We start from the raw sequence: 22676 nt of genomic DNA on the forward strand, positions 1-22676 counted from the left end.
GCTCCGCTCGCAATGACGGGGAGGGAGAGTCCTCGAGCATGATGAGATTAGGTTAGGTTGGAGCGGCAGCGAAGGTTCACCTCTCCCTTGGGAGAGGTCGGCGCGCAGCGCCGGGTGAGGGGTTAAGGTCTCTCGTTAGAGCTGCAGCCCCTCACCCGATTTGCTGGCGCAAATCGACCTCTCCCCGTCGGGGAGAGGTGGACCGAACACGCGGTCGGTTCGATTCAACCTAACTTCATCCCGCCCTAGCCGGGAGGCGGCGGCAGGAAGTGGATGTTGTGCTCGGCAGCGAGCCGCACCACGTCGTCCGGGTTCTGCTCCTTCATGTTGTGGATCGCCCAGAACAGGTCGTAGAGCCTGCGCGTCGGCGACACCCAGAACAGCGTCTTCGCCGGCTGCTGCGACTTGTTGAAGATGCCGTGCGGCTTGCCCATCGGCAGGCGCACGAGATCGCCCGGCGTTGCGGATTCGTCGGCGCCGTCGAGCATGAAGTCGAGCTTGCCCTCGAGGATGTAGAGATACTCGTCCTGGTCGGGATGGATATGCGGCGGCACGAAGGTGCCGGGCGGGAAGGTCGCGTGCCAGGAGAAGGAATGCTCGGTGCGGCTCTTCGGCACGTAGGTCTGGCCGAGGATGCTCCAGGTAATGCCTTGAATGCCTTCATTGGCGCGGGTGATGCCGGCGATCTCGTCTTTCATCGTCATGTTTTCCTCCTGGGATTGACTTGTCCTGGGATTTACCTGGCCTTTTCACTTGGCCGCGCAGTCCTTGGCGTAGCGGTCGCCGTAATTCGAAAACACCTTTTCGACGACCTCGGTCTGGAACTTGCCGTCCGGCCGCTTCGCGACCTTGGTGAGATAGAAGTCCTGGATCGGATAGCCGTTGTTGTTGAACTTGAATTGACCGCGCAGCGAGGTGAACTCGGCTTTCTTCAGCGCGGCGGCGACCGCGTCCTTGTTGGCGAGATCGCCCTTTACGGCCCTGACCGCACTGTCGATCAGGAGCGCCGTGTCGTAGGCCTGCATGGCATAGGTGCCGGGCACGCCGCCAAAGGCCGCCTCATAGGCGGCGACGAACTTCTTGTTCTGGGGATTGTCGAGATTTGGCGCCCAGTTGGCGCCGCCGAACATGCCGACCGCGGCGTCCTGCTGCGCGGGCAATGTGGATTCGTCGACAGTGAAGGCCGAGAGCACCGGCACGGTCGCGCCGGCCTGCTTGTACTGCTTGACCAGATTGACGCCCATGCCGCCGGGCATGAAGGTGAACAGCGCATCCGGCTTCAGCGAGGCGATCTTGGAAAGCTCGGGCTGGAAATCCAGCGTGTTCAGCGGCGTGTAGGATTCTTCGACGACCTCGCCCTTGTAGTCGAGCTTGAAGCCGGCGACCGAGTCACGGCCAGCCTGATAGTTCGGCACCAGCAAATAGACCCGCTTGTAGCCGCGGTCCTGCGCCACTTTGCCGAGGATCTCGTGCACCTGGTCGTTCTGGTACGACGTCACATAGAAGAACGGGTTGCACTCCTTGCCGGCATAGCTGGACGGGCCGGCATTCGGGCTGATCAGAAAGGTCTTGCTGTCAGTGACCGGGCGGTGGATCGCGAGCAGGATGTTGGAGAAGATCGGGCCGACCACGAAATCGACCTTGTCGCGCTCCAGGAGCCCGCGCACCTTGACCACCGCGCCGTCGGGCTTGAGCTCGTCGTCGGCGTTGACCACCTCGACGTCGCGGCCGGCCATCTTGCCGCCGAGGTCCTTGATCGCGAGCGCAAAGCCGTCGCGGACCTGCTGGCCGAGCGCCGCCGCCGGACCTGACGTCGTCACCAGCACGCCGATCTTGATTTTTTCCTGCGCGTTTGCCGGGGTGATCGCGACGCTGAGCAGCGCCGCCAGTCCCGCCCACATTGTCACTTGCTTCATCTTAGCTCCCCGACCGGTTTCTTGATGGCTCGTCTCTCGATGCCTTGGGCCGCAGCTTATTCTGGCGGGCGCGACTGCCGCAAGCGATGCGGCGTCGCGCCAAGGCAATCATCTTGCTCCATGCAAGCGCCGCGCCAATTGCTTGAAGGTTAAAGAAATTGCAGGATCGCGCCGGCGGCGGCGTATCGATTCGCAATTGTCCTTGCGGCGCGCCGCAAATTGTTTGAAGCTCAAAACATCAGGTCCGACTGGGAACCCGCCGCGCGGAGGCGCGATCGCCGCATGATCCTCGATTCTGAAACCAAAGCCGTCGAACTGCCCGACGACCACGGCACCGAGCTGCGGCTGTGGCTCCGCCTTCTGACCTGCACCACCCTGATCGAGGGCGAGGTGCGCAGCCAGCTGCGCGAAAAATTCGACGTCACGCTGCCGCGTTTCGACCTGATGGCCCAGCTCGACAAGGTGGCCGACGGCATGACGCTGTCGGACCTGTCGAAGCGCATGATGGTCTCCAACGGCAACGTCACCGGCCTGGTCGAACGCCTGGTCGAGTCAGGCCATCTCGATCGCCGCACCTCGGAGACCGACCGCCGCGTGCAGTTCATCCGGCTCACCAAGCTCGGCCGCGCCGAATTCCGCAAGATGGCTGCCGAGCACGAGAAGTGGATCGCCGACATCTTTGCCGATCTGTCGCCAAAGGACATCCGCGAGCTGATGCGGCTGCTCGGCAAGGCCAAGGGCTCGGCGCAGCGCTCCGCCAAGGCGAGGTCGGTATAGCGCCGTGGCGGCGATGCGGCATTTCAGCGCCTGATTTCTACCCTTGCGCCAAATTATTTTAAGTATAAAATGATTGGCGGATCGGGACGCTGCCGGGCGTCCGCGATATCGGTGGTTTCGATAGAGGCTCTTCGGACCAGAGCCTTGGCCTTTCTGGATGGAAAGCGAGGGGCGATCGAATGTCGGATCAATTTCCCGGGCTCGGCCCATCGGGCCATGTCGACGATTTCGCGCGGCGCAACCTGCCGCCGCCCGAGCTGTGGCCAAAGCTGCTGCTCGACCGGCCGGAATTCCAGTATCCTGATTACCTCAACGCCGCGGTCGAACTGACCGACCGCATCGTCGAGCGAGGACTGGGCGACAATATCGCGCTGATCGGCAACGGCCGGCAGCGCACCTACAAGGAATTGACCGACTGGTCGAACCGCCTGGCGCATGCGCTGGTGGAGAATTACGGCGTCAAGCCCGGCAACCGCGTGCTGATCCGCTCCGGCAACAATCCGGCGCTGGTGGCGGCCTGGCTCGCCGCGACCAAGGCGGGCGCGGTGGTCGTCAACACCATGCCGATGCTGCGCGCGGGCGAGCTGGCCAAGATCGTCGACAAGGCCGAGATCGCGCTGGCGCTGACCGACAGCCGCATCGCGGATGAGCTGGTGGCCTGCGCCAAGACCAGCAAATTTTTGAAGCAGGTGGTCAATTTCGACGGCACCCAGAACCACGACGCCGAGCTCGACCGGATCGCGCTGAACAAGCCGGTGAAGTTCGAGGCGGTGAAGACCGGCCGCGACGACGTCGCGCTGCTCGGCTTCACCTCGGGCACCACCGGCGAGCCGAAGGCGACGATGCATTTCCACCGCGATCTCCTGATCGTGGCGGACGGCTACGCGAAAGAGGTGCTGAAGGTGACGCCGGACGACGTGTTCGTCGGCTCGCCGCCGCTCGCCTTCACCTTTGGCCTCGGCGGGCTCGCGATCTTTCCGCTGCGCTTCGGCGCCACCGCGACGCTCTTGGAGAACGCGGCGCCGAGCGAGATGATCCGGATCATCGAGACCTACAAGGCGACGATCTGCTTCACCGCGCCGACCGCCTATCGCGCGATGATGGCGGCGATGGACAACGGCGCCGACCTGTCGTCGCTGCGGATTGCGGTCTCGGCCGGCGAGACCTTGCCGGCGCCGGTGTTCGAGAGCTGGACCAAGAAGACCGGCAAGCCGATCCTGGATGGCATCGGCAGTACCGAGCTCTTGCACATCTTCATCACCAACCGCGTCGGCAGTGCGGTGGCCGGCACGACCGGCACGCCGGTCGCGGGCTATGAGGCCAAGGTGGTCGACGCCGATATGAATGAGCTGCCGCCGGGCGAAGTCGGCAAGCTCGCGGTGCGCGGCCCGACCGGCTGCCGTTACCTCGCCGACTCCAGGCAGACCAACTATGTGCGCGACGGCTGGAACATCACCGGCGACGCCTTCGTCCGCGACGCCAGCGGCCGGCTGTCGTTCGTCGCCCGCGCCGACGACATGATCATTTCGGCGGGCTACAACATCGCCGGCCCCGAGGTCGAGGCGGCGCTGCTCGGGCATCCCGACGTCGCCGAATGCGCCGTGGTCGGCACGGCAGACGAGGAACGCGGGCAGATCGTCGCGGCGTTCATCGTGCTGAAGCCGGGTGCGCGCAGCGACGAGCTCGAGGTCAAGCTGCTGCAGGATCACGTCAAGGCGACGATCGCGCCGTACAAATATCCGCGCGCGATCTCCTTCGTCGAGGCGTTGCCGAAGACGCAGACCGGAAAGATCCAGCGCTTTAGGCTGCGCGAGGCGAGCTGAGGAGGCGACAGCGCGCGGCTCTAGTGCGCGCCGGCACCACCCGCCGCGCTCTTCGGCTTGCCGGTCAACGCGATCGCGATCGCGGCCAGCACCAGCACGATGCCGATCACGGCAAAGGCGTCGCTAAAGCCGAGCACCAGCGCCTGGCGCTTGACGATGTTGCCGATCGCCACGATCGCCTGGTGATGCGCGGTGGCGGGGTCGGAGATGCCGTGGCTCAGGAAGTAGTCGGTGACCTGGGCAATCCGGCTGCGCACCTCCTCGCGGCCGAGGTCGACGGACTGGCCGATGATGTTGGAGTGGAACTGCTCGCGCTTGGTGACGATGGTCGACAGCAGCGCGGTGCCGATCGCGCCGCCGAGGTTGCGCATCATGTTGGAAATGCCTGACGCCGCCGGCGCGTCCTGCGGCGCGACGCTGCCGAGGCTGACCGCGGACAGCGGCGCCAGCATGATCGCCTGGCCGATGGCGCGGACGATGTTCGGCACGAAGAACTGGTCGCCGGAATAATCGACCGACATCGCGATGTTCATGAAGGAGGAGCTCGCGAACAGCACCATCCCGGTGAACGCGATCAGGCGGGCATCGAAGCGCTGCATCAGCTTCGGCACCAGCGGGATCAGGATCAGCTGCGGCAGACCGGTCCAGGCCAGCACCTGGCCGATCTGCTCGGCATTGTAGCGCTGCACCTGGCCGAGATAGGCCGGCAGCAGGTAGACCGAGCCGAACAGCGCAAAACCGACGAACACCGCCGAGATGGTGCCGAAGCCGAAGCTGCGCTGGGTGAGCAGGCGCAGCCGGATCAGCGGCTTCTCGACCACGAGCTCGATCCAGACGAACAGCGTCAGGCTGACCGCCGCGATCACCGCGAGCTTGACGATGAAGGGCGAACCGAACCAGTCGTCCTTGTTGCCCTCCTCCAGCACCGCCTGCAGCGAGGAAAGACCGATCGCCATCGTCGCGATGCCGAGCCAGTCGCCCTCGCGGAGCAGATGCAGCTGCATCGGTTGCCGCTCCAGCGTGAAGTAGAGCGTGACGACCATCACCACGGTCGGGATCACGTTGACGAAGAAGATGGTCTGCCAGCCGTAATTCTCGGTGAGGTAGCCGCCGATGGTCGGGCCGATCGCCGGCGCGAAGGTCACGGCCAGCGCGAACATCGCAAGGCCAATCGGCTGCTGCGGCTTCGGCAGCTTGGTGAACACCAGCGTGAACGCCATCGGGATCAGCACGCCGCCGAAATAACCCTGCAGGCCGCGCATCGCGATCATCGACGGCAGGTCGTGGGTGAAGGCGCAGGCCACCGAGAAGATCGCAAACAGCGTGGCATGGCCGATCATGATCCTGCGGAACGAGAACACCCGGCTGAGATAATCGGTGAGCGGGATCACCACGATCTCGCCGATCAGATACGACGTCGAGATCCAGGAGCCGTTGTCGACGCCGGTGCCGATGCCGCCCTCGATGTTGAGCAGCGAGGCGTTGGTGATCTGGATGTTGAGGATCGCCATGAAGGCGCCGATCATGGCCGCGAGGATCGAGATCCAGACGGTCATGCTGGCGCGGTTGGGATCGGCTACGGCTGCGGGGAGCGGCGCGGCGGCGGGGGAGGAGAGCGCGAGGTCGGACATGGCATCACCTATTTGGACGAGGCGACAGCAAGTTTCGGCGTGGTCTTGGTCCTGGCGGACGGAGCCGGCTCGGCCGGCTGCGACAGCGTCGCGATGGTCGGGATCACGGACATGCCGGGCCGCAGCTCGACCTCCGTCGCGTCGAGCACGATCTTCACGGGGATGCGCTGCACTACCTTGGTGAAGTTGCCGGTTGCGTTATCGGGCGGCAGCAGCGCGAACTCCTGGCCACTCGCCGGCGCCAGGCTGTCGACATGGCCGCGCACCACCTGTCCCGGGAACATGTCGACTTCGATCTCGACCGGCTGGCCCTTGCGGACGTTGGTGAGCTGCGTCTCCTTGTAATTCGCGATCACATAGGCGCCGATGGCCGGCACCAGCGACATCAATTGCGTGCCGGCCTGGACGAACTGGCCGGTGCGCAGCGTGCGGTTGCCGACCACGCCGTTGATCGGCGCAGTGATCGTGGTGTAGCCGAGATTGAGCTCGGCCTGGTGCTGCAGCGCGGTCGCGCGGGCCTGCGCCGCGACCGCCTGGGCGATGTCGGCCTTGAGCAGCTCGACCTGACGCAGCGCTGAGGCGAGGTTCGCGGTGTCGCGGGCAATTGCGGCCTGCGCGCTGGCGTAGCGCGACTGCGCCTGCTGCGCGTTCTGCACGCTGCCATAGCCGGTGCCGGCGAGGTCGGTGTAGCGCTTGTTCTCCTGTGCGGCAAAAGTCTGGGTCGCGGTATCGACCGCCAGCGTCGCGCGTGCCGCTTCGATCACGGACTGCTGCACATCGAGCTGGGCGTGCTTGCTCGCGATCGCGGCCTCGGCGGCGGCGACGTCGGCCTTGGTCTGGTCGAGCGCGACCTTGAAGTCGCGATCGTCGATCCGTGCCAGCACCTGACCGGCGCGGACATGCTCGTTGTCACCGACCAGCACGGCGCTGAGATAGCCGGACACCTTTGGCGCGATCGTGGTGTTATCGGCCTTCACATAGGCGTCGTCGGTGGACACCTGGAAGCGGCCGACGGTCCAGTAATTCCAGCCGTACCAGCTAGCGCCTGCGAGTGCCGCGACTGCGGCGCCGGCGAGCAGCAGGCGGCGAAGCTTGCTCTTCACACCGGCAGGCGCCGGCGGGGAGGCGATTTCAGCAGTGGTGATCAACTGCTTGGCGGTGTCGGCCGGAACCTTGCTCTCGGCCTTGAATGACGTTTCGTGCTGGCTCATTGGCAGGCGCTCCCGATGTCGTATCCCGTTGGAAAGTCTCGCTAATTCCGCTTTGCGATCGCTGGCTAATTAGGAAACTTGATGTTTTCCAAAATAGAGGGCATATTGGGACTGTCAATGGAATGACAGGCATCATGTAAAAGCATGGCTTGGATCGGCGCAAGAGTGTGAAGGACAAAGCTCAAGCAGAGGGGGGCGCGCCGGCGCGGCGTGGCCGCGGGCGGCCGCAGCTGCGCTCCGACGATGAGACGCGCGCTTTGATCTATGACGCTGCGCGGCATGAATTCGCGACGCGCGGCTTCGCCGTGACCAGCATGGCCGACGTGGCCTGCCGCGCCGGCGTTTCCACCAAGACGCTCTATCGGCTGGTGCCGACCAAGTTCGCGCTGTTCGAGAGCACGCTGACGGACCGCATGGACCGCTTCGTCTCGATCGTGAATCTCGGCGCCTGCGACGGCCGCGACATCGCGGCGGCGCTGGAGGCCGCGCTGCTGACCTGTGCCGAGCTGATCCTCGATGGCGAGGTCATCGCGCTCCAGCGCATCATCCTGGCCGAGAGCGACAAATTCCCCGATATCGCCGAGACGTTCTACGAGAAGGCGATGCAGCGGACCCTTGCTGCGCTGGCGGCGTGGCTGGGCGTGCAGCAGCGGCGAGGGCGGATCGCGGTGGACGACGTGCAGGCCGCGGCCGGCATGATGCTCGGCATGCTCGTGTTCCAGCCGCAGCGCGACGTCATGTACGGACGCAGGCCGGCGCCGTCGCGGCAGGAGCTCGAAGCCCGCGCCAAGGCCTGCGCGGCGCTGTTCCTCTCGGGCGCCGCCGTGCGCGCCGACACCAGCAACAAGCAAGGCGGAGATGCATGATGCCGGAGCCGGCCGCAACCTACAGCGTCGAGGCGCAGATCTCGCCCGACGACCGGGCGAGATGCGAGGATGTGCTGACGCGCTGGATGGCGGCGCTCAATCGCTACGACGCCGCGGCGATGGACGGGCTGATGCATTTCCCGCATGTGCGGCTCGCCGGCGGCGCGGTCACCATCTACCAGCAGGCCGGCAGCAATCCGATGGATTTGTTCGAGCGGCTGCGCAAGCAGGATGGCTGGCACCACAGCGCCTGGGACGAGATCAGGCTGGTGCAGTCCTCGCCGGTGAAGGCGCACTACGCGCTGCGGTACACCCGCTTTCGCGCGGACGGCTCGGTGATCGGCGTCTACGATTCGCTTTACGTGCTGAGCCTGCTTAACGGCGAATGGAAGATCCAAAGCCGCTCCAGCTTCGGGCCTTAGAGTTTGGTTAGATTAGGTTGAGCTGGGAGCGGCACTAAAGGTTCACCTCTCCCTTGGGAGAGGTCGATTTGCGCAGCAAATCGGGTGAGGGGTTCCGGTCTATCGAGAGCGCAAGAGCCCTCACCCGGCGCTGCGCGCCGACCTCTCCCCGACGGGGAGAGGTGAACCGAAAGCGCGGCGAATGGATTCAACCGAAAGACGACCGGCTTTAGCTGATCGCGTCGCTCAGGTTACTCACTTCGCCGATACTGGCGCGGGCGGCTGGGTCAGCACCTGGCGGATCATCCGCGCCAGATCGGATTTGCGGTAGGGCTTTGCCAGCAAGGTCACGTCGGGATCGAGCCGGCCGTGGTGGAAGATCGCATCCTCGGTGTAGCCGGAGGTGAACAGCACCCGCACCGACGGCAGTTTTGCCAGCACCGCGTCGGCGACCTGCCGGCCATTCATGCCGCCGGACATGATGACGTCAGTGAACAGCACGTCGCAGACAAACCCCTTGTCGATCGCCGCCAGCGCTTCGGGGCCGTTGGCGGTGACCAAAGTGCGGTAGCCAAGCTGTTCGAGCTGGGCGCTGACGTAGTTGCGCACCAGCGGATCGTCCTCGACAACCAGGATGGTCTCGTTGCCGCCGCGCGCGTCGACCACGGCCGGCGGCTCGGCCTCTTCCATGTCGCCGCTCGAGCGTGGCAGATACAGCTTGATCGAGGTGCCGTGGCCCTCCTCGGAATAGATCTTGAGGTGCCCGTCGGACTGCTTGATGAAGCCGTAGACCATGCTCAGGCCAAGGCCGGTGCCCTTGCCGGTGTCCTTGGTGGTGAAGAACGGCTCGAACACCTTTTCCCGGATCGTTTCCGGGATGCCGGCGCCGGTGTCGCTGACCGCGACCATGACATATTCGCCGGCCCGCACATCCAGATTGGAGGCGGCGTAGGTCTCGTCGAGGATGACGTTGCTGGTCTCCAGCATCAGCTTGCCACCGTCGGGCATCGCATCGCGGGCATTGACCGCGAGATTGAGCAGCGCGGTCGCCATGTGATTGGGATCGATGAAGGCCGGCCAGGCGTCGGGCTCGAGCGAAGTCTCGATCTCGATCTGCTCGCCGAGCGAGGGGCGCAGCAGCCGCGCGGTGTCCTGCACCAGCGTGTTGAGGTCGGCCTCGCGCGGCTGCAGCGGCTGCTGCCGCGAGAAGGCGAGCAGATGTTTTGTCACCTCGGCGCCGCGCGAGGCGGCGTCGCTGATCATCTTGGTGACGGATGACAGCGCGGCATCGTGCTCGACGGCCTCCGCGAGGATGTCGATCAGACCGGTGATCACGGTCAGGATGTTGTTGAAGTCGTGCGCGATGCCGCCGGTGAGGTGCCCGACCGCTTCCATCTTCTGCACCTGGCGCAGCTTCTGCTCGGCCTCGAGCTGCTCGCGCGCCGCCTCGACCTCGCGGGCGCGCATGAAAATCTCGGCTTCCATCTGCTCGGTGCGCTCGCGCAGCTGGTCCGCCAGCTTGTCCTGCTCGACGCCACGGCGCTTCAGATGGATGAACTGGGTGACGTCCTCGACGCGATGGATGATGTAGCTGAGCTGCCCGCCCGGTCCGAACACCGGCGAGTTGCGCGGGCTCCAGTAGCGTTCCTCGAAGCCGCCGCCTTCCGCCTCGGGCTTGCGGATATCGTATTTCTGCACCGACATCGTGTCCGGACGTCGGAACTGGACCACGCGCTCCAGCGAGGCGCGCAGGTTCCGCACGCCGTCGGCGGCGGGATCGTCGGGATTGTCGGGGAACACGTCGAACAGCGCGCGTCCAAGTATCGCGGCGCGCTCGGTCTTCGTGGCGCGCAAATAGGCGTCGCTCGCCGCCGCGATGCGAAATTCGGGTGGCGTCAGCACCAAATAGAGGCCGGGCGCCGCCTCGAACAACGCCTTGAAGTCAGGCATGGGCGGGGACGGGGTCTGCAGGTTATCCTCCTTGCAGCGATACGCGCGGTCCACCAAGAAGATTTGACACGCGTTTTGGCCGAGCGCAATGCCTAACGGTTGGCACTGGCTCGCCTTTTTCGCTTCTGCGTAAACACCGCGATAGCGCGCGGCGGGCAAGCTCAATCGCGGGCAAGTGCAACGTGCCGGCGAGGATGGGGCGAGGCCCCCGTTGCGGCAGCAACCAACCCGCGAACGCGGGTGAATCCGACCGTGTTGCGCGCAATCCGGAACCTGCGGTGATCGCCGCCTGCGCGCCGGCGATCATATGCACGCTGTGATGCTCATGGCGCCTAGCGTGTGTTCGGCAGGTAGCGCCAGCCGTCCTTGCCGAGGAAATCCAGCATGGCTTTCGCCGGCGGCAGCAGGATCTTGTCGGCGCGCCGGATCGCGTGCCACTGCCGAACGATCGGCAGGCCCCGGACCTTGAGCACCACCAGCCGGCCGTCCTCCAGCTCGTGATGGATGGTGTGCTGGGAGATGAAGGCGATGCCGAGCCCGGCCATCACCGCCTGCTTGATGGTCTCGTTGCTGTCCATCGCCATGCCGATCTTCGGCGCCAGGCCGACACGCTCGAAGAACTGCTGCATCAGCATCCGCGTGCCGGATCCCTGCTCGCGGGTGATGAAGGTCTCACCGGTGAGCTCGGATATCTCGACGTGCCGGCGCCGTGCCAGCCGGTGATCGGCGGCGGCGACGATGTAGTGCGGATGCCGGCCGAGCGGCTTCATCTCGACCTCGAGGTCGGCCGGCGGCGCGCCCATCACCGCAATATCGAGATCGTAGCCGCGCAGCGCGTCGCGGATCTCCTCGCGGTTGCCGATCCTGAGCGTGACCTCGATCTTGGGAAAGCGGCGCGAGAACGCGGCGATCGCAAACGGCACGAAGTATTTCGCGGTGGAGACTGCGCCCATCGCGACGCGGCCGCCGCTGCGGCCCGCGATCATGTCGAGCGACTGCTCGCAATCCTTCAGCGCCGCCTCGATCCGCTCGATCAGCGCCAGCACGTGCGCGCCGGCATCGGTCAGCGCCATGCCGTCGCCGGTGCGCTGGATCAGCGGCAGCTCGGCGAGCGCCTGCAGGTTGCGCAGCTGCAGCGTCACCGCGGGCTGCGTCAGGTTGAGGCGATTGGCTGCCGAGGTGATCGAGCCCGCCTCGTGCACGGCGGACAGCGCGCGCAGCTGGCGGATGGTGAGGTCTCGCGTGAAGTGGCCGGCCATCGCGGGCTCCATAAGGAAAACTTTGGCGTCGCCAAAGATAAAGAAATTTCCCTAATTCGGCAATTCGCGCGTTGATAGTGGCGACGGCGACTCCAATGCGGGTCGTCGATCGAAACAGCCTCGGCACAGAGGGCGTGATCAAAGGGAGAGACCCGTGGAGATTCGTCCTGCATTGCATGCCTATCTGGAGTGGCCGGCGCAGCAGAACCCGATGCGTGCCGCCACGGTCGCCGTGATCGAGGCGCTCGCCGGCGCCGCCATCGAACTCGCGCGCACCATTGCCGCCGGTTCCCTTGCCGCGATCGGCGGCGAGAGCGGCGGCATCAATCCCGACGGAGATCGTCAGAAGACCATCGACATCATTGCCGACCGCCTGATGCGCGACGCGCTGCGCACGGCGCCGGTCGCTGCCGTGGTGTCGGAGGAGGTGGAACTGCCCGAAGTGCTCGATGCCGATGCGCCGCTCTGCGTCGCGATCGATCCGCTCGACGGTTCGGCCAATCTGGAGAACAACATCTCGGTCGGTACCATCTTCTCGATCCGGCCGAAGACCCGCGACGCCATCTCGACCTTCTTCGAGCCCGGCACGGCGCAAAACGCCGCGGGCTGCTTCATCTACGGCCCGCAGACCGTGCTGGTGCTGGCGTTCGATCAGTGCGTCGATTGCTTCACGCTCGACCCGCGCACGGGAGAGTTCGTGCTGACCGGACGCGATCTGCAGGTGCCGCCGGACACGGCGGAATTCGCCATCAACGCCTCGAACCGCCGGCACTGGAGCGGCGCTGTGCGCGGCTACATCGACCAGTGCCTGGCCGGGGTGAACGGCGAGCGCGGGCAGGACTACAACATGCGCTGGATCGGCTCGTTGGTCGCCGAGGCCTATCGCATCCTGATGCGCGGCGGCGTGTTCCTCTATCCGGCCGATGCGCGCCAGGGCTATCGCGAGGGCCGGCTGCGGCTGTTGTACGAGGCGCATCCGATAGCGCTGATCATGGAATGGGCGGGCGGCGCCGCCTCGAGCGGCCGCGCGCGGATTCTCGAATTGTCGGCACGCTCGCCGCATCAGCGCGTACCCCTGATCATGGGATCGACCCGCGCGGTGCGCGACGTCGATGCAGTCCACCTGACCGTCGAGCCGTTGTTCGAAAGCAGCGATGCCCCGCTGTTCGCGCGGCGCGGCCTGTTCCGCTGAGGAGGGCGCATGTCTCGTCGACATCCCATCATCTCGATCGCCGGCTCGTCCGGCGCCGGCACCACCTCGGTGCGGAAGACGTTTGAAAATATCTTCCGCCGCGAGAACGTGGTCGCGGCTTACGTCGAGGGCGACGCGTTCCACCGCTACGACCGCGCCGAGATGCGCAGCAAGATGGTGGAGGAGGCGGAACGCGGCAACAAGCATTTCAGCCATTTCAGCCCCGAAACCAACCTGTTCGAGGAGCTAGAAAAGCTGTTCCGCGACTATGCCGAGACCGGCACCGGAACGACGCGGCACTATGTCCATGACGAGGAGGAGGCGCGGCTGTACGGCGCCAAGCCCGGCACCTTCACCGCATGGGAGCCGCTGCCGGAAAACTCCGATTTGTTGTTCTACGAGGGCCTGCACGGCGCCGTGATCACCGACACCGTGAACGTCGCGCAGCACGCCGACCTCAAGATCGGCGTCGTCCCGGTGATCAACCTCGAATGGATCCAGAAGCTGCACCGCGACCGCAGTCACCGCGGCTACTCCACCGAGGCGGTGACCGACACCATCCTGCGCCGCATGCCTGATTACGTGAACTTCATCTGCCCGCAGTTCACCGAGACCGACATCAACTTCCAGCGCGTGCCGACGGTCGACACGTCGAACCCGTTCATCGCGCGCTGGATCCCGACGCCGGACGAATCGATGGTGGTGATCCGGCTGAAGAATCCGCGCGGCATCGACTTCCCGTATTTGCTGTCGATGATCCCCGGCAGCTTCATGTCGCGCGCCAACTCGATCGTGATTCACGGCGCCAAGCTCGACCTCGCGATGCAGCTCATCCTCACTCCGCTGATCCTGCAACTGATCGAACGAAAGAGGCGAACGATATGACCGCACTTGCGTCCATAGCCAGCAGCCCCCGCGCCGAAATCAGCTTTGCCGAGATGGCCAACGCCATCCGCTTCCTTGCCATCGATGCGGTCGAGCAGGCGAAATCCGGCCATCCCGGTATGCCGATGGGCATGGCCGACGTCGCCACCGTGCTGTTCGCCGATTTCCTGAAGTTCGACCCGGCCGATCCGGCCTGGCCCGACCGCGACCGCTTTGTGCTGTCGGCCGGTCACGGCTCGATGCTGCTCTACGCGCTGCTGCATCTGACCGGCTACGAGAGCATGACGCTCGATCAGCTCAAGGCGTTCCGGCAATGGGGCTCGAAGACTCCCGGACATCCGGAGTACGGCCACACGCCCGGCGTCGAGACCACGACCGGGCCGCTCGGGCAGGGGATCGCGACCGCGGTCGGCATGGCGCTCGCCGAGCGGCTGATGAACGCACGCTTCGGCGACGACCTCGTCGATCACTTCACTTATGTCATTGCCGGCGATGGTTGCCTGATGGAGGGCATCAGCCAGGAGGCGATCTCGCTCGCCGGCCATCTGCGGTTGAACCGGCTGATCGTGCTGTTCGACGACAACCAGATCTCGATCGACGGCGCCACCTCGCTGTCCTGCTCGGACGACCAGGTCGCGCGCTTCAAGGCGAGCGGCTGGGATGTCTGCCGCATCGACGGCCACGACCCGCAGGCGATCGCCGCCGCGATCAGGCAGGCCAAGGCGAGCGACCGTCCGTCGCTGATCGCCTGCCGCACCGTGATCGGGTTCGGCGCGCCGAACCGGCAGGGCAGCGAGAAGGTGCACGGCGCGCCGCTTGGCACCGACGAGGTGCAGAAGACCCGCGCCGCGCTGGGCTGGCCGTATCCGGCGTTCGAGATTCCCGAGGCCGTGCTGACCGAGTGGCGCGAGATCGGCGCGCGCGGCCGCGAGGCGCGCCGCGCCTGGATCGAGCGCTCGCGGCGCGCCTGCAACGGCGAACGTTCACCGTTCCATGACGCGCTGAACCGGAAATTGCCGTGCGCCTATGTCGATGCGATGGCGAGGCTGCAGGCGCGGTTCGCGACGGAGCAGCCAAAGCTCGCGACGCGGCAGGCTTCGCAGCAGGTCATCGACGTGATCGCGGAAGCCCTGCCGAACCTGCTCGGCGGCTCGGCCGATCTCACGCACTCCAATCTCACATTGGCGAAGACCCAGGTGCCGGTGCGGCCGGATACGCTCGACGGCAGCTACATCCATTACGGCATCCGCGAGCACGGCATGGCGGCGGCGATGAACGGCATCGCGCTGCATGGCGGCTTCATCCCCTATGGCGGCACCTTCCTCTCCTTCGCCGATTACAATCGGCCGGCGATCCGCCTCGCGGCGCTGATGGGCATCCGCGTCATCCATGTGATGACCCATGACTCGATCGGGCTCGGCGAGGACGGGCCGACGCATCAGCCGGTCGAACACCTTGCGGCATTGCGGGCGATTCCGAACCTGCTGGTGTTCCGCCCGGCCGACGCCGTCGAGACCGCGGAAGCCTGGGATTGCGCGCTGCGCGCCGAAACCTCGCCGTCGATCCTCTGCCTGTCGCGGCAGGCGCTACCGACGGTCCGCGAGGTCCCTAAGAACAACCAGGTCGCGCTCGGCGCCTACGTACTCGTCGAGCCGGCCTTCGGGCGTGACGTCACCCTGATTGCAACGGGTTCGGAGGTGGCGATAGCGCTCGAAGCCGCAAAGCTGCTGGCGGAAGCAAGGGTGAAGGCCGCGGTGGTCTCGGCCCCGTGCTTCGACCTGTTCCGCCAGCAGCCGCGCGACTATCGCGCCAAGGTGCTGGGCAGCGCACCGCGCGTCGGCGTCGAAGCCGCGGTCGAAGGCGACTGGGCGCGCTGGCTCGGCGACGGCGGCGAGTTCGTCGGCATGACCGGCTTCGGCGCGTCGGCCCCGGCCGACGTGCTCTACCGCGAATTCGGCATCACGCCGGCGGCGGTCGCGGCCGCGGCGCAGCGTGTGATGCAACGATCGAACTGAAAGGAGGACGTCAGCATGGCGCGGATTACCCTGAGGCAGTTGCTGGATCACGCCGCCGAGCGCGGCTACGGCGTGCCGGCTTTCAACATCAACAATATGGAGCAGGGGCTTGCCATCATGGAGGCCGCGGCCTCGTGCGATGCGCCGGTCATCATCCAGGCCTCGCGCGGCGCGCGTGCCTATGCCAACGACATCATGCTGGCGAAGATGATCGATGCGCTGGAGGAGATGTATCCGCAGATCCCGCTCTGCCTGCATCTCGACCACGGCAACGAGGAGGCGACCTGCGCCACCGCGATCCGCTACGGTTTCACCTCGGTGATGATGGACGGCTCGCTCAAGGCCGACGCCAAGACCGCGGCGGATTATGACTACAACGTCGACATCACCCGCCGCGTCGTCGACATGGCGCATTGGGTCGGCGCCTCGGTCGAGGGCGAGCTCGGCGTGCTCGGCTCGCTCGAGCATGGCGGCGGCGAGCAGGAAGATGGCCACGGCGTCGAGGGCACGCTCAGCCACGACCAGTTGCTGACCGATCCCGGCCAGGCCGTCGATTTCGTCCGCGCCACCAAGGTCGATGCGCTGGCGATCGCGATGGGCACCTCGCACGGCGCCTACAAGTTCACCCGCCGCCCCGATGGCGAGATCCTGGCGATGCGCGTGGTCGAGGAGATTCATTCGCGGCTGCCCAACACGCATCTGGTGATGCACGGCTCGTCCTCGGTGCCGCAGCCGCTGCAGGACATGTTCAACGCATTCGGTGGCGAGATGCCGCAGACCTGGGGCGTCCCGGTCGAGGAGATCGTCCGCGGTATCAGGCACGGCGTGCGCAAGGTTAACATCGATACCGATTGCCGGCTCGCGATGGCCGCCGCCTTCCGCAAGGTCGCTACGCAGTCGAAGAGCGAGTTCGACCCGCGCAAGTTCCTCAAGCCGGCGATGGACGCGCTGCGCGAGCTCTGCCGCGACCGCTTCGAGCAGTTCGGCACGGCAGGCAACGCCGCGAAGATCAAGGTGGTGCCGCTGCCGGAGATGGCAAAGCGCTATCGGGCCGGCGCGCTCGATCCGCAGATTGGAAGCATGACCCAGGCCGCCTGAGCCGGCCGCCACGAACGACAGGAGATTGACATGAATGTGCAGCAATCGATGACCGTGCGCGGCAAGGATCGCTACAAGTCCGGCGTGATGGAATACAAGCGGATGGGCTATTGGGAGCCGAACTACGAGCCCAAGGACACCGACGTGATCGCGCTGTTCCGCGTTACGCCGCAGGACGGCGTCGATCCGACCGAGGCCTGCGCCGCGGTGGCGGGCGAATCCTCGACCGCGACCTGGACCGTGGTGTGGACCGACCGCCTGACCGCCGCGGAGAAATACCGGGCGAAGTGCTACCGGGTCGATCCGGTGCCGAACTCGCCGGGCAGCTACTTTGCCTACATCGCCTACGACCTCGATCTGTTCGAGCCGGGCTCGATCGCCAACCTCACCGCGTCGATCATCGGCAACGTGTTCGGCTTCAAGCCGCTGAAGGCGCTGCGGCTCGAGGACATGCGGCTGCCGACCGCCTATGTGAAGACGTTTCAGGGCCCGGCGACCGGCATCGTGGTCGAGCGCGAGCGGCTCGACAAGTTCGGCCGGCCACTGCTCGGCGCCACCGTCAAGCCGAAGCTCGGCCTGTCCGGCCGCAACTACGGCCGCGTGGTCTACGAGGCGCTGAAGGGCGGGCTCGACTTCACCAAGGACGACGAGAACATCAACTCGCAGCCCTTCATGCACTGGCGCGAGCGCTTCCTCTACTGCATGGAGGCGGTCAACCGCGCCCAGGCCGCGACCGGCGAGATCAAGGGCACCTATCTCAACGTCACCGCCGCGACCATGGAGGACATGTACGAGCGTGCCGAGTTCGCGCACGAGATCGGCTCCAACATTGTCATGATCGATCTCGTGATCGGCTACACCGCGATCCAGTCGATGGCGAAGTGGGCGCGCAAGCACGACATGATCCTGCATTTGCATCGCGCCGGCCACTCGACCTACACCCGCCAGCGCAGCCACGGCGTGTCGTTCCGCGTCATCGCAAAATGGATGCGGCTCGCCGGCGTCGATCACATCCATGCCGGCACCGTGGTCGGCAAGCTCGAGGGCGATCCGAACACGACGCGCGGCTACTACGACATCTGCCGCGAGGACTTCAACCCGTTGCAGCTCGAGCACGGCGTGTTCTTCGACCAGCACTGGGCGAGCCTCAACAAGCTGATGCCGGTGGCATCAGGCGGCATCCATGCCGGCCAGATGCACCAGCTGCTCGACCTGCTCGGCGAGGATGTCGTGCTGCAGTTCGGCGGCGGCACCATCGGCCATCCGCGTGGCATCCAGGCCGGCGCCACCGCCAACCGCGTCGCGCTGGAGGCGATGATCCTCGCCCGCAACGAGGGCCGCGACTACGTCCATGAAGGGCCGGAGATCCTGGCCAGGGCGGCGCAGACCTGCACGCCGCTGCGCGAGGCGCTCGATGTCTGGAAGGACGTCACCTTCAATTACGAGTCGACGGACGCCCCCGACTTCGTTCCCACGCCGAGCATGGCGGTCTGACAGGAGTTTCTCATGCGCGTCACTCAAGGTTGCTTTTCGTTCCTGCCCGATCTCACCGACGAGCAGATCGCGGCGCAGGTGCAGTACTGTCTCGACAAGGGCTTTGCGGTGAACATCGAGTTCACCGACGACCCGCATCCCCGTAACACCTACTGGGAGATGTGGGGCCTGCCGATGTTCGACCTGCGCGACGCCGCAGGGATCATGAAGGAGCTCACCGACTGCCGGCGGGTCTATGGCGATCGCTACATCCGGATCTCCGGCTTCGATTCCAGCCATGGCTGGGAGTCGGTCCGCATCTCCTTCATCGTCAACCGGCCGCGTGAGGAACCCGGCTTCGGGCTCGATCGCCAGGAATCCGTCGGCCGCAACATCCGCTATTCGACGCGCGCCTATGCGGCCACGCGGCCCGAAGGCGAGCGCTACACCGATCACTGACCGCGTCCGGCTCAAACACCAGGCGGGTTGCTCCCTCGACCGTCCTGGTCCGGATGCACTTCTCCGTCGTCGCCGCCGCGGCGACGGAGCTTTTTTCGATACGAGAGCACGATGACGCAACCGCAAGAGCAGACCCGCGAAGCCCCGCTCGAGACCGTGGACCTCCGGCATGAATTCGCCGACCTCGGCGTCGGCGCCGTGCTCGATCAGCTCGATTCCGAACTGATCGGGCTGAAGCCCGTGAAGACCCGCATCCGCGAGATCGCCTCGCTGCTGCTGGTCGAGCGCATCAGGCAGAAGATGGCGCTGGCGACGACGTTTCCGACCCTGCACATGTCGTTCACCGGCAATCCCGGCACCGGCAAGACCACCGTCGCGCTGCGGATGGCCGGCATTTTGCACAAGCTCGGGTTCGTGCGCCGCGGTCATGTCATCAGCGTCACGCGCGACGATCTGGTCGGGCAATATATCGGCCACACCGCGCCGAAGACCAAGGAGATATTGAAGAAGGCGATGGGCGGCGTGCTGTTCATCGACGAGGCCTATTATCTCTATCGCCCCGAGAACGAGCGCGACTACGGCCAGGAGGCGATCGAGATCCTGCTGCAGGTGATGGAGCAGCAGCGCGAGGACATGGTGGTGATCCTGGCGGGCTACGGCGACCGGATGGAAAAGTTCTTCCAGAGCAATCCGGGCTTTCGCTCGCGGATCGCGCACCATGTCGACTTTCCCGACTATTCGGACGCCGAGTTGCTCTGGATCGCCGAACTGATGCTGCAGCAGCAGAACTATCGTTTCTCTCCGGAAGCGCGCGACGCTTTCATCCGCTACATCGCTGCACGCAAGCTGCAGCCGTTGTTCTCCAACGCGCGCTCGATCCGCAACGCGCTCGACCGCATCCGGCTGCGTCAGGCCAACCGGATCGTCGCCAAACTCGACCGCACGCTGACCGCCGACGACGTGATGTCGATCGAGGCGGGTGACGTGCTCGCAAGCCGCGTATTCTCCAAGGGCACCGGTGCGGGCGAGGAGCGATGAACCAGGCGCTCGCAGCCATTCGCACCGGTGGAATGCGCCACATCATTGCGAACGCCCGCGCGCTGATCTTCGACGTCGACGGCACGCTCGCCGAAACCGAGGAGGTGCACCGCCGTGCCTTCAACGAGGCCTTCGTCGAGGCCGGCCTCGGCTGGCATTGGGATCGGCCGACCTATGCGCGACTGCTGCGGGTCGCCGGCGGCAAGGAGCGCATCCGCGCCTACGACCAGCGCAACGCCGTCTCCAGGCTGAGCTTTGCCGAGATCGCCGACCTGCACCGGGCCAAGACCGCGCGCTACGCCGCGCTGATCGCAGCCGGCGATTGCCCGCTTCGGCCGGGCGTCGGGGCCTGCCTCGCCGGCGCGCGCGAGCGCGGCCAGCGCCTCGCGATCGCCACGACGACCTCGCACGGCAATATCGATGCGCTGCTCTCGGTCGCGCTCGGCCGTGACTGGGCCGGCCTGTTCGAGACGATCGTCGCCGGCGACGACGTTCCGCGCAAGAAGCCGGCGCCCGATGTCTATGTCGAGGTGCTAGCGCGGCTGCAGCTGGCGCCGGCCGACTGCATCGCCATCGAGGATTCCGGCAACGGCCTGGTCTCCGCGTCGCGGGCCGGCATTCCCGTCGTCATCACCCGCAGCGCCTATTTCAGCGACGATGACTGGAACGGGGCGCTGCTGGTCGTGGATGATCTCTCGGAGATCGATACCTGAGGGTGACAGTGTTGGTTTGCTCAGCGTGCTCGGTGTCATCACCCGGCTTGACCGGGTGATCCAGTATTCCAGAGACGCCAGTGATAGAAGCGAGAGGCCGCGGCGTACTGGATCGCCCGGTCCATGTGCGCAATTGCGCACAAGCCGGGCGATGACAGCGGTGGGTGAGGACAAAGCTTCACACCCTCGCAGGGTGACGGTGTTGGTTTGCTCAGCTTGCTCGGTGTCATCACCCGGCTTGACCGGGTGATCCAGTATTCCAGAGACGCCGGTGATAGAAGCGAGAGGCCGCGGCGTACTGGATCGCCCGGTCAAGCCGGGCGATGACAACGGTAGATGAGGACAAAGCTTCACAATCTCTCAGGATGATGGGTTGAACCGCGGCGCTTGTTCAGCCGGCGTGGGGCCCCCGCCCCGGCAAATAGTCAAATAATATGACTAGTCGCGGCATTCCTTCCGTGAGATAGTCGCGCCGTACCCCGCAAGAGGGTCGCCAGGCGGTGCCATAACACCATATCCCCGGTGGATGGCACGCACGAACGATTTCGGGAGACTGCGCCTCATGATCCCCATCGCCATCCCTGTGCCTCCTTCGATCCGTCCCATCGCGTGCGGGTGAATCTGGCCGGCAGTTCGTGGATTGGGACTGGTTGTACGAGCGAGGGGTGGCCTGACCATGGGTGCATCTTGGGCTGCATCGAGAATCCCGCAATTTCCGATCGCAATGGTGGCGGACGCCGCTGCGACGTCGTGCCCGGCCGGGTAACCGGCCTGCGCGATGGTGATGCCGTCTGCAACGCAGAAACAATTCAAGAAGAAAGGGAGTGACGCATGTTCAGGTTGAAGGCCACTTTGTTCGCGCTCGCGCTGGCCGGTCTCGGCGCTGCCGCCGCGTCGGACGCGCTCGCCCAGAGCAAGCCGACCATCGGGATCGCGATGCCGACCAAGTCGTCGGCGCGCTGGATCGACGACGGCAACAACATGGTCAAAGTGCTGAAGGAGCGCGGCTACGGCACCGATCTGCAATATGCCGAGGACGACATCCCGAACCAGCTGTCCCAGGTCGAGAACATGGTGACCAAGGGCGCCAAGGTGCTGGTGATCGCGGCGATCGACGGCACCACACTGTCCGACGTGCTGAAGCAGGCCAAAGCCCAGGGCATCACGGTCATCGCCTATGACCGCCTGATCCGCGGCACCCCCAACGTCGACTATTATGCGACTTTCGACAATTTCCAGGTCGGCGTGCTGCAGGCGCAGTCGATCGAGAACGCGCTTGGGCTGAAGGAGGGCAAGGGGCCCTTCAACATCGAGCTGTTCGGCGGCTCGCCCGACGACAACAACGCCTACTTCTTCTACGACGGCGCGATGTCGGTGCTGAAGCCCTACATCGACAGCGGCAAGCTTGTGGTCGCCAGCGGGCAGATGGGCATGGACAAGGTCGCGACCCTGCGCTGGGACGGCGCGACCGCGCAGGCCCGCATGGACAACCTGCTCAGCGCCTTCTACGGCAAGAAGCGGGTCGATGCGGTGCTGTCGCCCTATGACGGCCTGTCGATCGGCATCATCTCCTCGCTGAAGGGCGTCGGCTATGGCAGCAAGGAGCAGCCGATGCCGTTTGTCAGCGGGCAGGATGCCGAGGTGCCCTCGATCAAGGCGATGCTGCGCGGCGAGCAGTACTCGACCATCTTCAAGGACACCCGCGACCTCGCCAAGGTGACGGCCGACATGGTCGACGCGGTGCTGAGCAAGAAGGACGTCACCGTCAACGATACCAAGACCTATAATAACGGGGTCAAGGTGGTTCCGTCCTATCTGCTCAAGCCGGTTGTGGTGGACAAGACCAATTGGGAGAAAGTCCTGATTGACAGCGGCTACTACAAGCGCGCGCAATTCGACTAGCGCGTTTTCCAGCGAAGTGGATACCGGTTCGCGTGAAGAAAACGCGTCAAAACAGGAATCTAGAGCT

19 protein-coding genes are annotated in these 22676 nt (G+C 65.4%); 13 read left to right on the forward strand and 6 right to left on the reverse strand.

The genetic code is table 11. The features are described 5' to 3' along the window. Positions 1–245: 245 nt before the first annotated feature. The gene (locus tag XH93_RS16030; RefSeq protein WP_139863755.1) at positions 246–698 is read right to left on the reverse strand and encodes a cupin domain-containing protein; all 453 of its coding nucleotides are present in this window, start codon (positions 696–698) and stop codon (positions 246–248) included. A 51-nt stretch (positions 699–749) separates the two neighbouring features. Further along, a complete protein-coding gene (locus tag XH93_RS16035; RefSeq protein ID WP_139482447.1) occupies positions 750–1916 on the reverse strand; it encodes an ABC transporter substrate-binding protein in 1167 nt (388 codons plus the stop codon). 282 nt (positions 1917–2198) lie between these two features. Here XH93_RS16035 and XH93_RS16040 point away from each other — a divergent pair, with 282 nt between their 5' ends. Both XH93_RS16040 and XH93_RS16045 read left to right on the forward strand, forming a co-directional pair. Beyond that, positions 2199–2693, forward strand: coding sequence for a MarR family winged helix-turn-helix transcriptional regulator (locus XH93_RS16040; protein ID WP_194474264.1), 495 nt, complete (start codon positions 2199–2201; stop codon positions 2691–2693). 179 nt (positions 2694–2872) lie between these two features. Further along, complete coding sequence (locus XH93_RS16045; protein ID WP_194474265.1) at positions 2873–4516, forward strand: benzoate-CoA ligase family protein; 1644 nt, start codon at positions 2873–2875, stop codon at positions 4514–4516. Between the two features lie 20 nt (positions 4517–4536). Here the strand turns inward: XH93_RS16045 and XH93_RS16050 are convergent, their stop codons facing one another. Together XH93_RS16050 and XH93_RS16055 are read right to left on the reverse strand one after the other, a co-directional pair. Then, entirely contained in the window at positions 4537–6147 is a 1611-nt protein-coding gene (locus tag XH93_RS16050) for a DHA2 family efflux MFS transporter permease subunit (protein ID WP_371815054.1), read from the reverse strand. 8 nt (positions 6148–6155) lie between these two features. Then, positions 6156–7358, reverse strand: a complete 1203-nt coding sequence (locus tag XH93_RS16055; protein ID WP_194474266.1) for an HlyD family secretion protein — start codon at positions 7356–7358, stop codon at positions 6156–6158. Positions 7359–7615: 257 nt separating this feature from the next. Here XH93_RS16055 and XH93_RS16060 point away from each other — a divergent pair, with 257 nt between their 5' ends. Beyond that, the gene (locus XH93_RS16060; protein ID WP_246799632.1) at positions 7616–8224 is read left to right on the forward strand and encodes a TetR/AcrR family transcriptional regulator; all 609 of its coding nucleotides are present in this window, start codon (positions 7616–7618) and stop codon (positions 8222–8224) included. After that, on the forward strand, positions 8224–8646 hold the full coding sequence (locus XH93_RS16065; RefSeq protein ID WP_194474267.1) for a hypothetical protein: 423 nt from the start codon (positions 8224–8226) through the stop codon (positions 8644–8646). Before XH93_RS16060 ends, XH93_RS16065 begins: the two co-directional genes overlap by 1 nt. 234 nt (positions 8647–8880) lie before the next feature. Here XH93_RS16065 and XH93_RS16070 read toward each other — a convergent pair whose 3' ends face one another. Further along, a complete protein-coding gene (locus XH93_RS16070; protein ID WP_246799633.1) occupies positions 8881–10575 on the reverse strand; it encodes an ATP-binding protein in 1695 nt (564 codons plus the stop codon). A 332-nt stretch (positions 10576–10907) separates the two neighbouring features. Further along, positions 10908–11834 carry a LysR family transcriptional regulator gene (locus tag XH93_RS16075; protein WP_194474268.1) on the reverse strand — a complete coding sequence of 309 codons (927 nt, stop codon included), beginning with the start codon at positions 11832–11834 and terminating at the stop codon, positions 10908–10910. A 211-nt stretch (positions 11835–12045) separates the two neighbouring features. Here XH93_RS16075 and XH93_RS16080 point away from each other — a divergent pair, with 211 nt between their 5' ends. The 9 genes from XH93_RS16080 (at position 12046) to chvE (ending at position 22609) form a co-directional block, all read left to right on the forward strand. Then, positions 12046–13026: a class 1 fructose-bisphosphatase gene (locus tag XH93_RS16080; RefSeq protein WP_246799712.1), complete on the forward strand. Its 981-nt coding sequence runs from the start codon at positions 12046–12048 to the stop codon at positions 13024–13026. 9 nt (positions 13027–13035) lie between these two features. Further along, on the forward strand, positions 13036–13911 hold the full coding sequence (locus tag XH93_RS16085) for a phosphoribulokinase (protein ID WP_194474269.1): 876 nt from the start codon (positions 13036–13038) through the stop codon (positions 13909–13911). Continuing rightward, complete coding sequence (gene tkt, locus XH93_RS16090; RefSeq protein WP_194474270.1) at positions 13908–15926, forward strand: transketolase; 2019 nt, start codon at positions 13908–13910, stop codon at positions 15924–15926. Before XH93_RS16085 ends, tkt begins: the two co-directional genes overlap by 4 nt. A gap of 15 nt (positions 15927–15941) precedes the next feature. After that, positions 15942–17024, forward strand: a complete 1083-nt coding sequence (gene fba, locus XH93_RS16095) for a class II fructose-bisphosphate aldolase (RefSeq protein ID WP_139482455.1) — start codon at positions 15942–15944, stop codon at positions 17022–17024. Positions 17025–17054: 30 nt separating this feature from the next. Continuing rightward, entirely contained in the window at positions 17055–18518 is a 1464-nt protein-coding gene (locus tag XH93_RS16100; protein WP_194474271.1) for a form I ribulose bisphosphate carboxylase large subunit, read from the forward strand. A 12-nt stretch (positions 18519–18530) separates the two neighbouring features. Next, on the forward strand, positions 18531–18956 hold the full coding sequence (locus XH93_RS16105) for a ribulose bisphosphate carboxylase small subunit (protein ID WP_194474272.1): 426 nt from the start codon (positions 18531–18533) through the stop codon (positions 18954–18956). 111 nt (positions 18957–19067) lie between these two features. Next, positions 19068–19994: a CbbX protein gene (gene cbbX / locus XH93_RS16110; RefSeq protein ID WP_194474273.1), complete on the forward strand. Its 927-nt coding sequence runs from the start codon at positions 19068–19070 to the stop codon at positions 19992–19994. Beyond that, positions 19991–20707 (forward strand): HAD family hydrolase, encoded by a 717-nt coding sequence (locus XH93_RS16115; protein WP_194474274.1) that lies wholly within the window; start codon positions 19991–19993, stop codon positions 20705–20707. The genes cbbX and XH93_RS16115 overlap by 4 nt, the downstream gene beginning before the upstream one ends. 831 nt (positions 20708–21538) lie before the next feature. Next, positions 21539–22609, forward strand: coding sequence for a multiple monosaccharide ABC transporter substrate-binding protein (gene chvE / locus XH93_RS16120; RefSeq protein WP_305825967.1), 1071 nt, complete (start codon positions 21539–21541; stop codon positions 22607–22609). Positions 22610–22676: the final 67 nt, after the last annotated feature.

It is taken from the genome of Bradyrhizobium sp. CCBAU 51753, assembly GCF_015291565.1.
GTDB lineage: Bacteria > Pseudomonadota > Alphaproteobacteria > Rhizobiales > Xanthobacteraceae > Bradyrhizobium > Bradyrhizobium ivorense.

Bases quoted from the DNA above. Each gene is read 5' to 3' on its own strand.
- XH93_RS16030 (WP_139863755.1), bottom strand. From the start codon at position 698: ATGAAAGACGAGATCGCCGGCATCACCCGCGCCAATGAAGGCATTCAA.
- XH93_RS16035 (WP_139482447.1), bottom strand. From the start codon at position 1,916: ATGAAGCAAGTGACAATGTGGGCGGGACTGGCGGCGCTGCTCAGCGTC.
- XH93_RS16040 (WP_194474264.1), top strand. From the start codon at position 2,199: ATGATCCTCGATTCTGAAACCAAAGCCGTCGAACTGCCCGACGACCAC.
- XH93_RS16045 (WP_194474265.1), top strand. From the start codon at position 2,873: ATGTCGGATCAATTTCCCGGGCTCGGCCCATCGGGCCATGTCGACGAT.
- XH93_RS16050 (WP_371815054.1), bottom strand. From the start codon at position 6,147: ATGTCCGACCTCGCGCTCTCCTCCCCCGCCGCCGCGCCGCTCCCCGCA.
- XH93_RS16055 (WP_194474266.1), bottom strand. From the start codon at position 7,358: ATGAGCCAGCACGAAACGTCATTCAAGGCCGAGAGCAAGGTTCCGGCC.
- XH93_RS16065 (WP_194474267.1), top strand. From the start codon at position 8,224: ATGCCGGAGCCGGCCGCAACCTACAGCGTCGAGGCGCAGATCTCGCCC.
- XH93_RS16070 (WP_246799633.1), bottom strand. From the start codon at position 10,575: ATGCCTGACTTCAAGGCGTTGTTCGAGGCGGCGCCCGGCCTCTATTTG.
- XH93_RS16075 (WP_194474268.1), bottom strand. From the start codon at position 11,834: ATGGCCGGCCACTTCACGCGAGACCTCACCATCCGCCAGCTGCGCGCG.
- XH93_RS16080 (WP_246799712.1), top strand. From the start codon at position 12,046: ATGCGTGCCGCCACGGTCGCCGTGATCGAGGCGCTCGCCGGCGCCGCC.
- XH93_RS16085 (WP_194474269.1), top strand. From the start codon at position 13,036: ATGTCTCGTCGACATCCCATCATCTCGATCGCCGGCTCGTCCGGCGCC.
- tkt (WP_194474270.1), top strand. From the start codon at position 13,908: ATGACCGCACTTGCGTCCATAGCCAGCAGCCCCCGCGCCGAAATCAGC.
- fba (WP_139482455.1), top strand. From the start codon at position 15,942: ATGGCGCGGATTACCCTGAGGCAGTTGCTGGATCACGCCGCCGAGCGC.
- XH93_RS16100 (WP_194474271.1), top strand. From the start codon at position 17,055: ATGAATGTGCAGCAATCGATGACCGTGCGCGGCAAGGATCGCTACAAG.
- XH93_RS16105 (WP_194474272.1), top strand. From the start codon at position 18,531: ATGCGCGTCACTCAAGGTTGCTTTTCGTTCCTGCCCGATCTCACCGAC.
- cbbX (WP_194474273.1), top strand. From the start codon at position 19,068: ATGACGCAACCGCAAGAGCAGACCCGCGAAGCCCCGCTCGAGACCGTG.
- XH93_RS16115 (WP_194474274.1), top strand. From the start codon at position 19,991: ATGAACCAGGCGCTCGCAGCCATTCGCACCGGTGGAATGCGCCACATC.
- chvE (WP_305825967.1), top strand. From the start codon at position 21,539: ATGTTCAGGTTGAAGGCCACTTTGTTCGCGCTCGCGCTGGCCGGTCTC.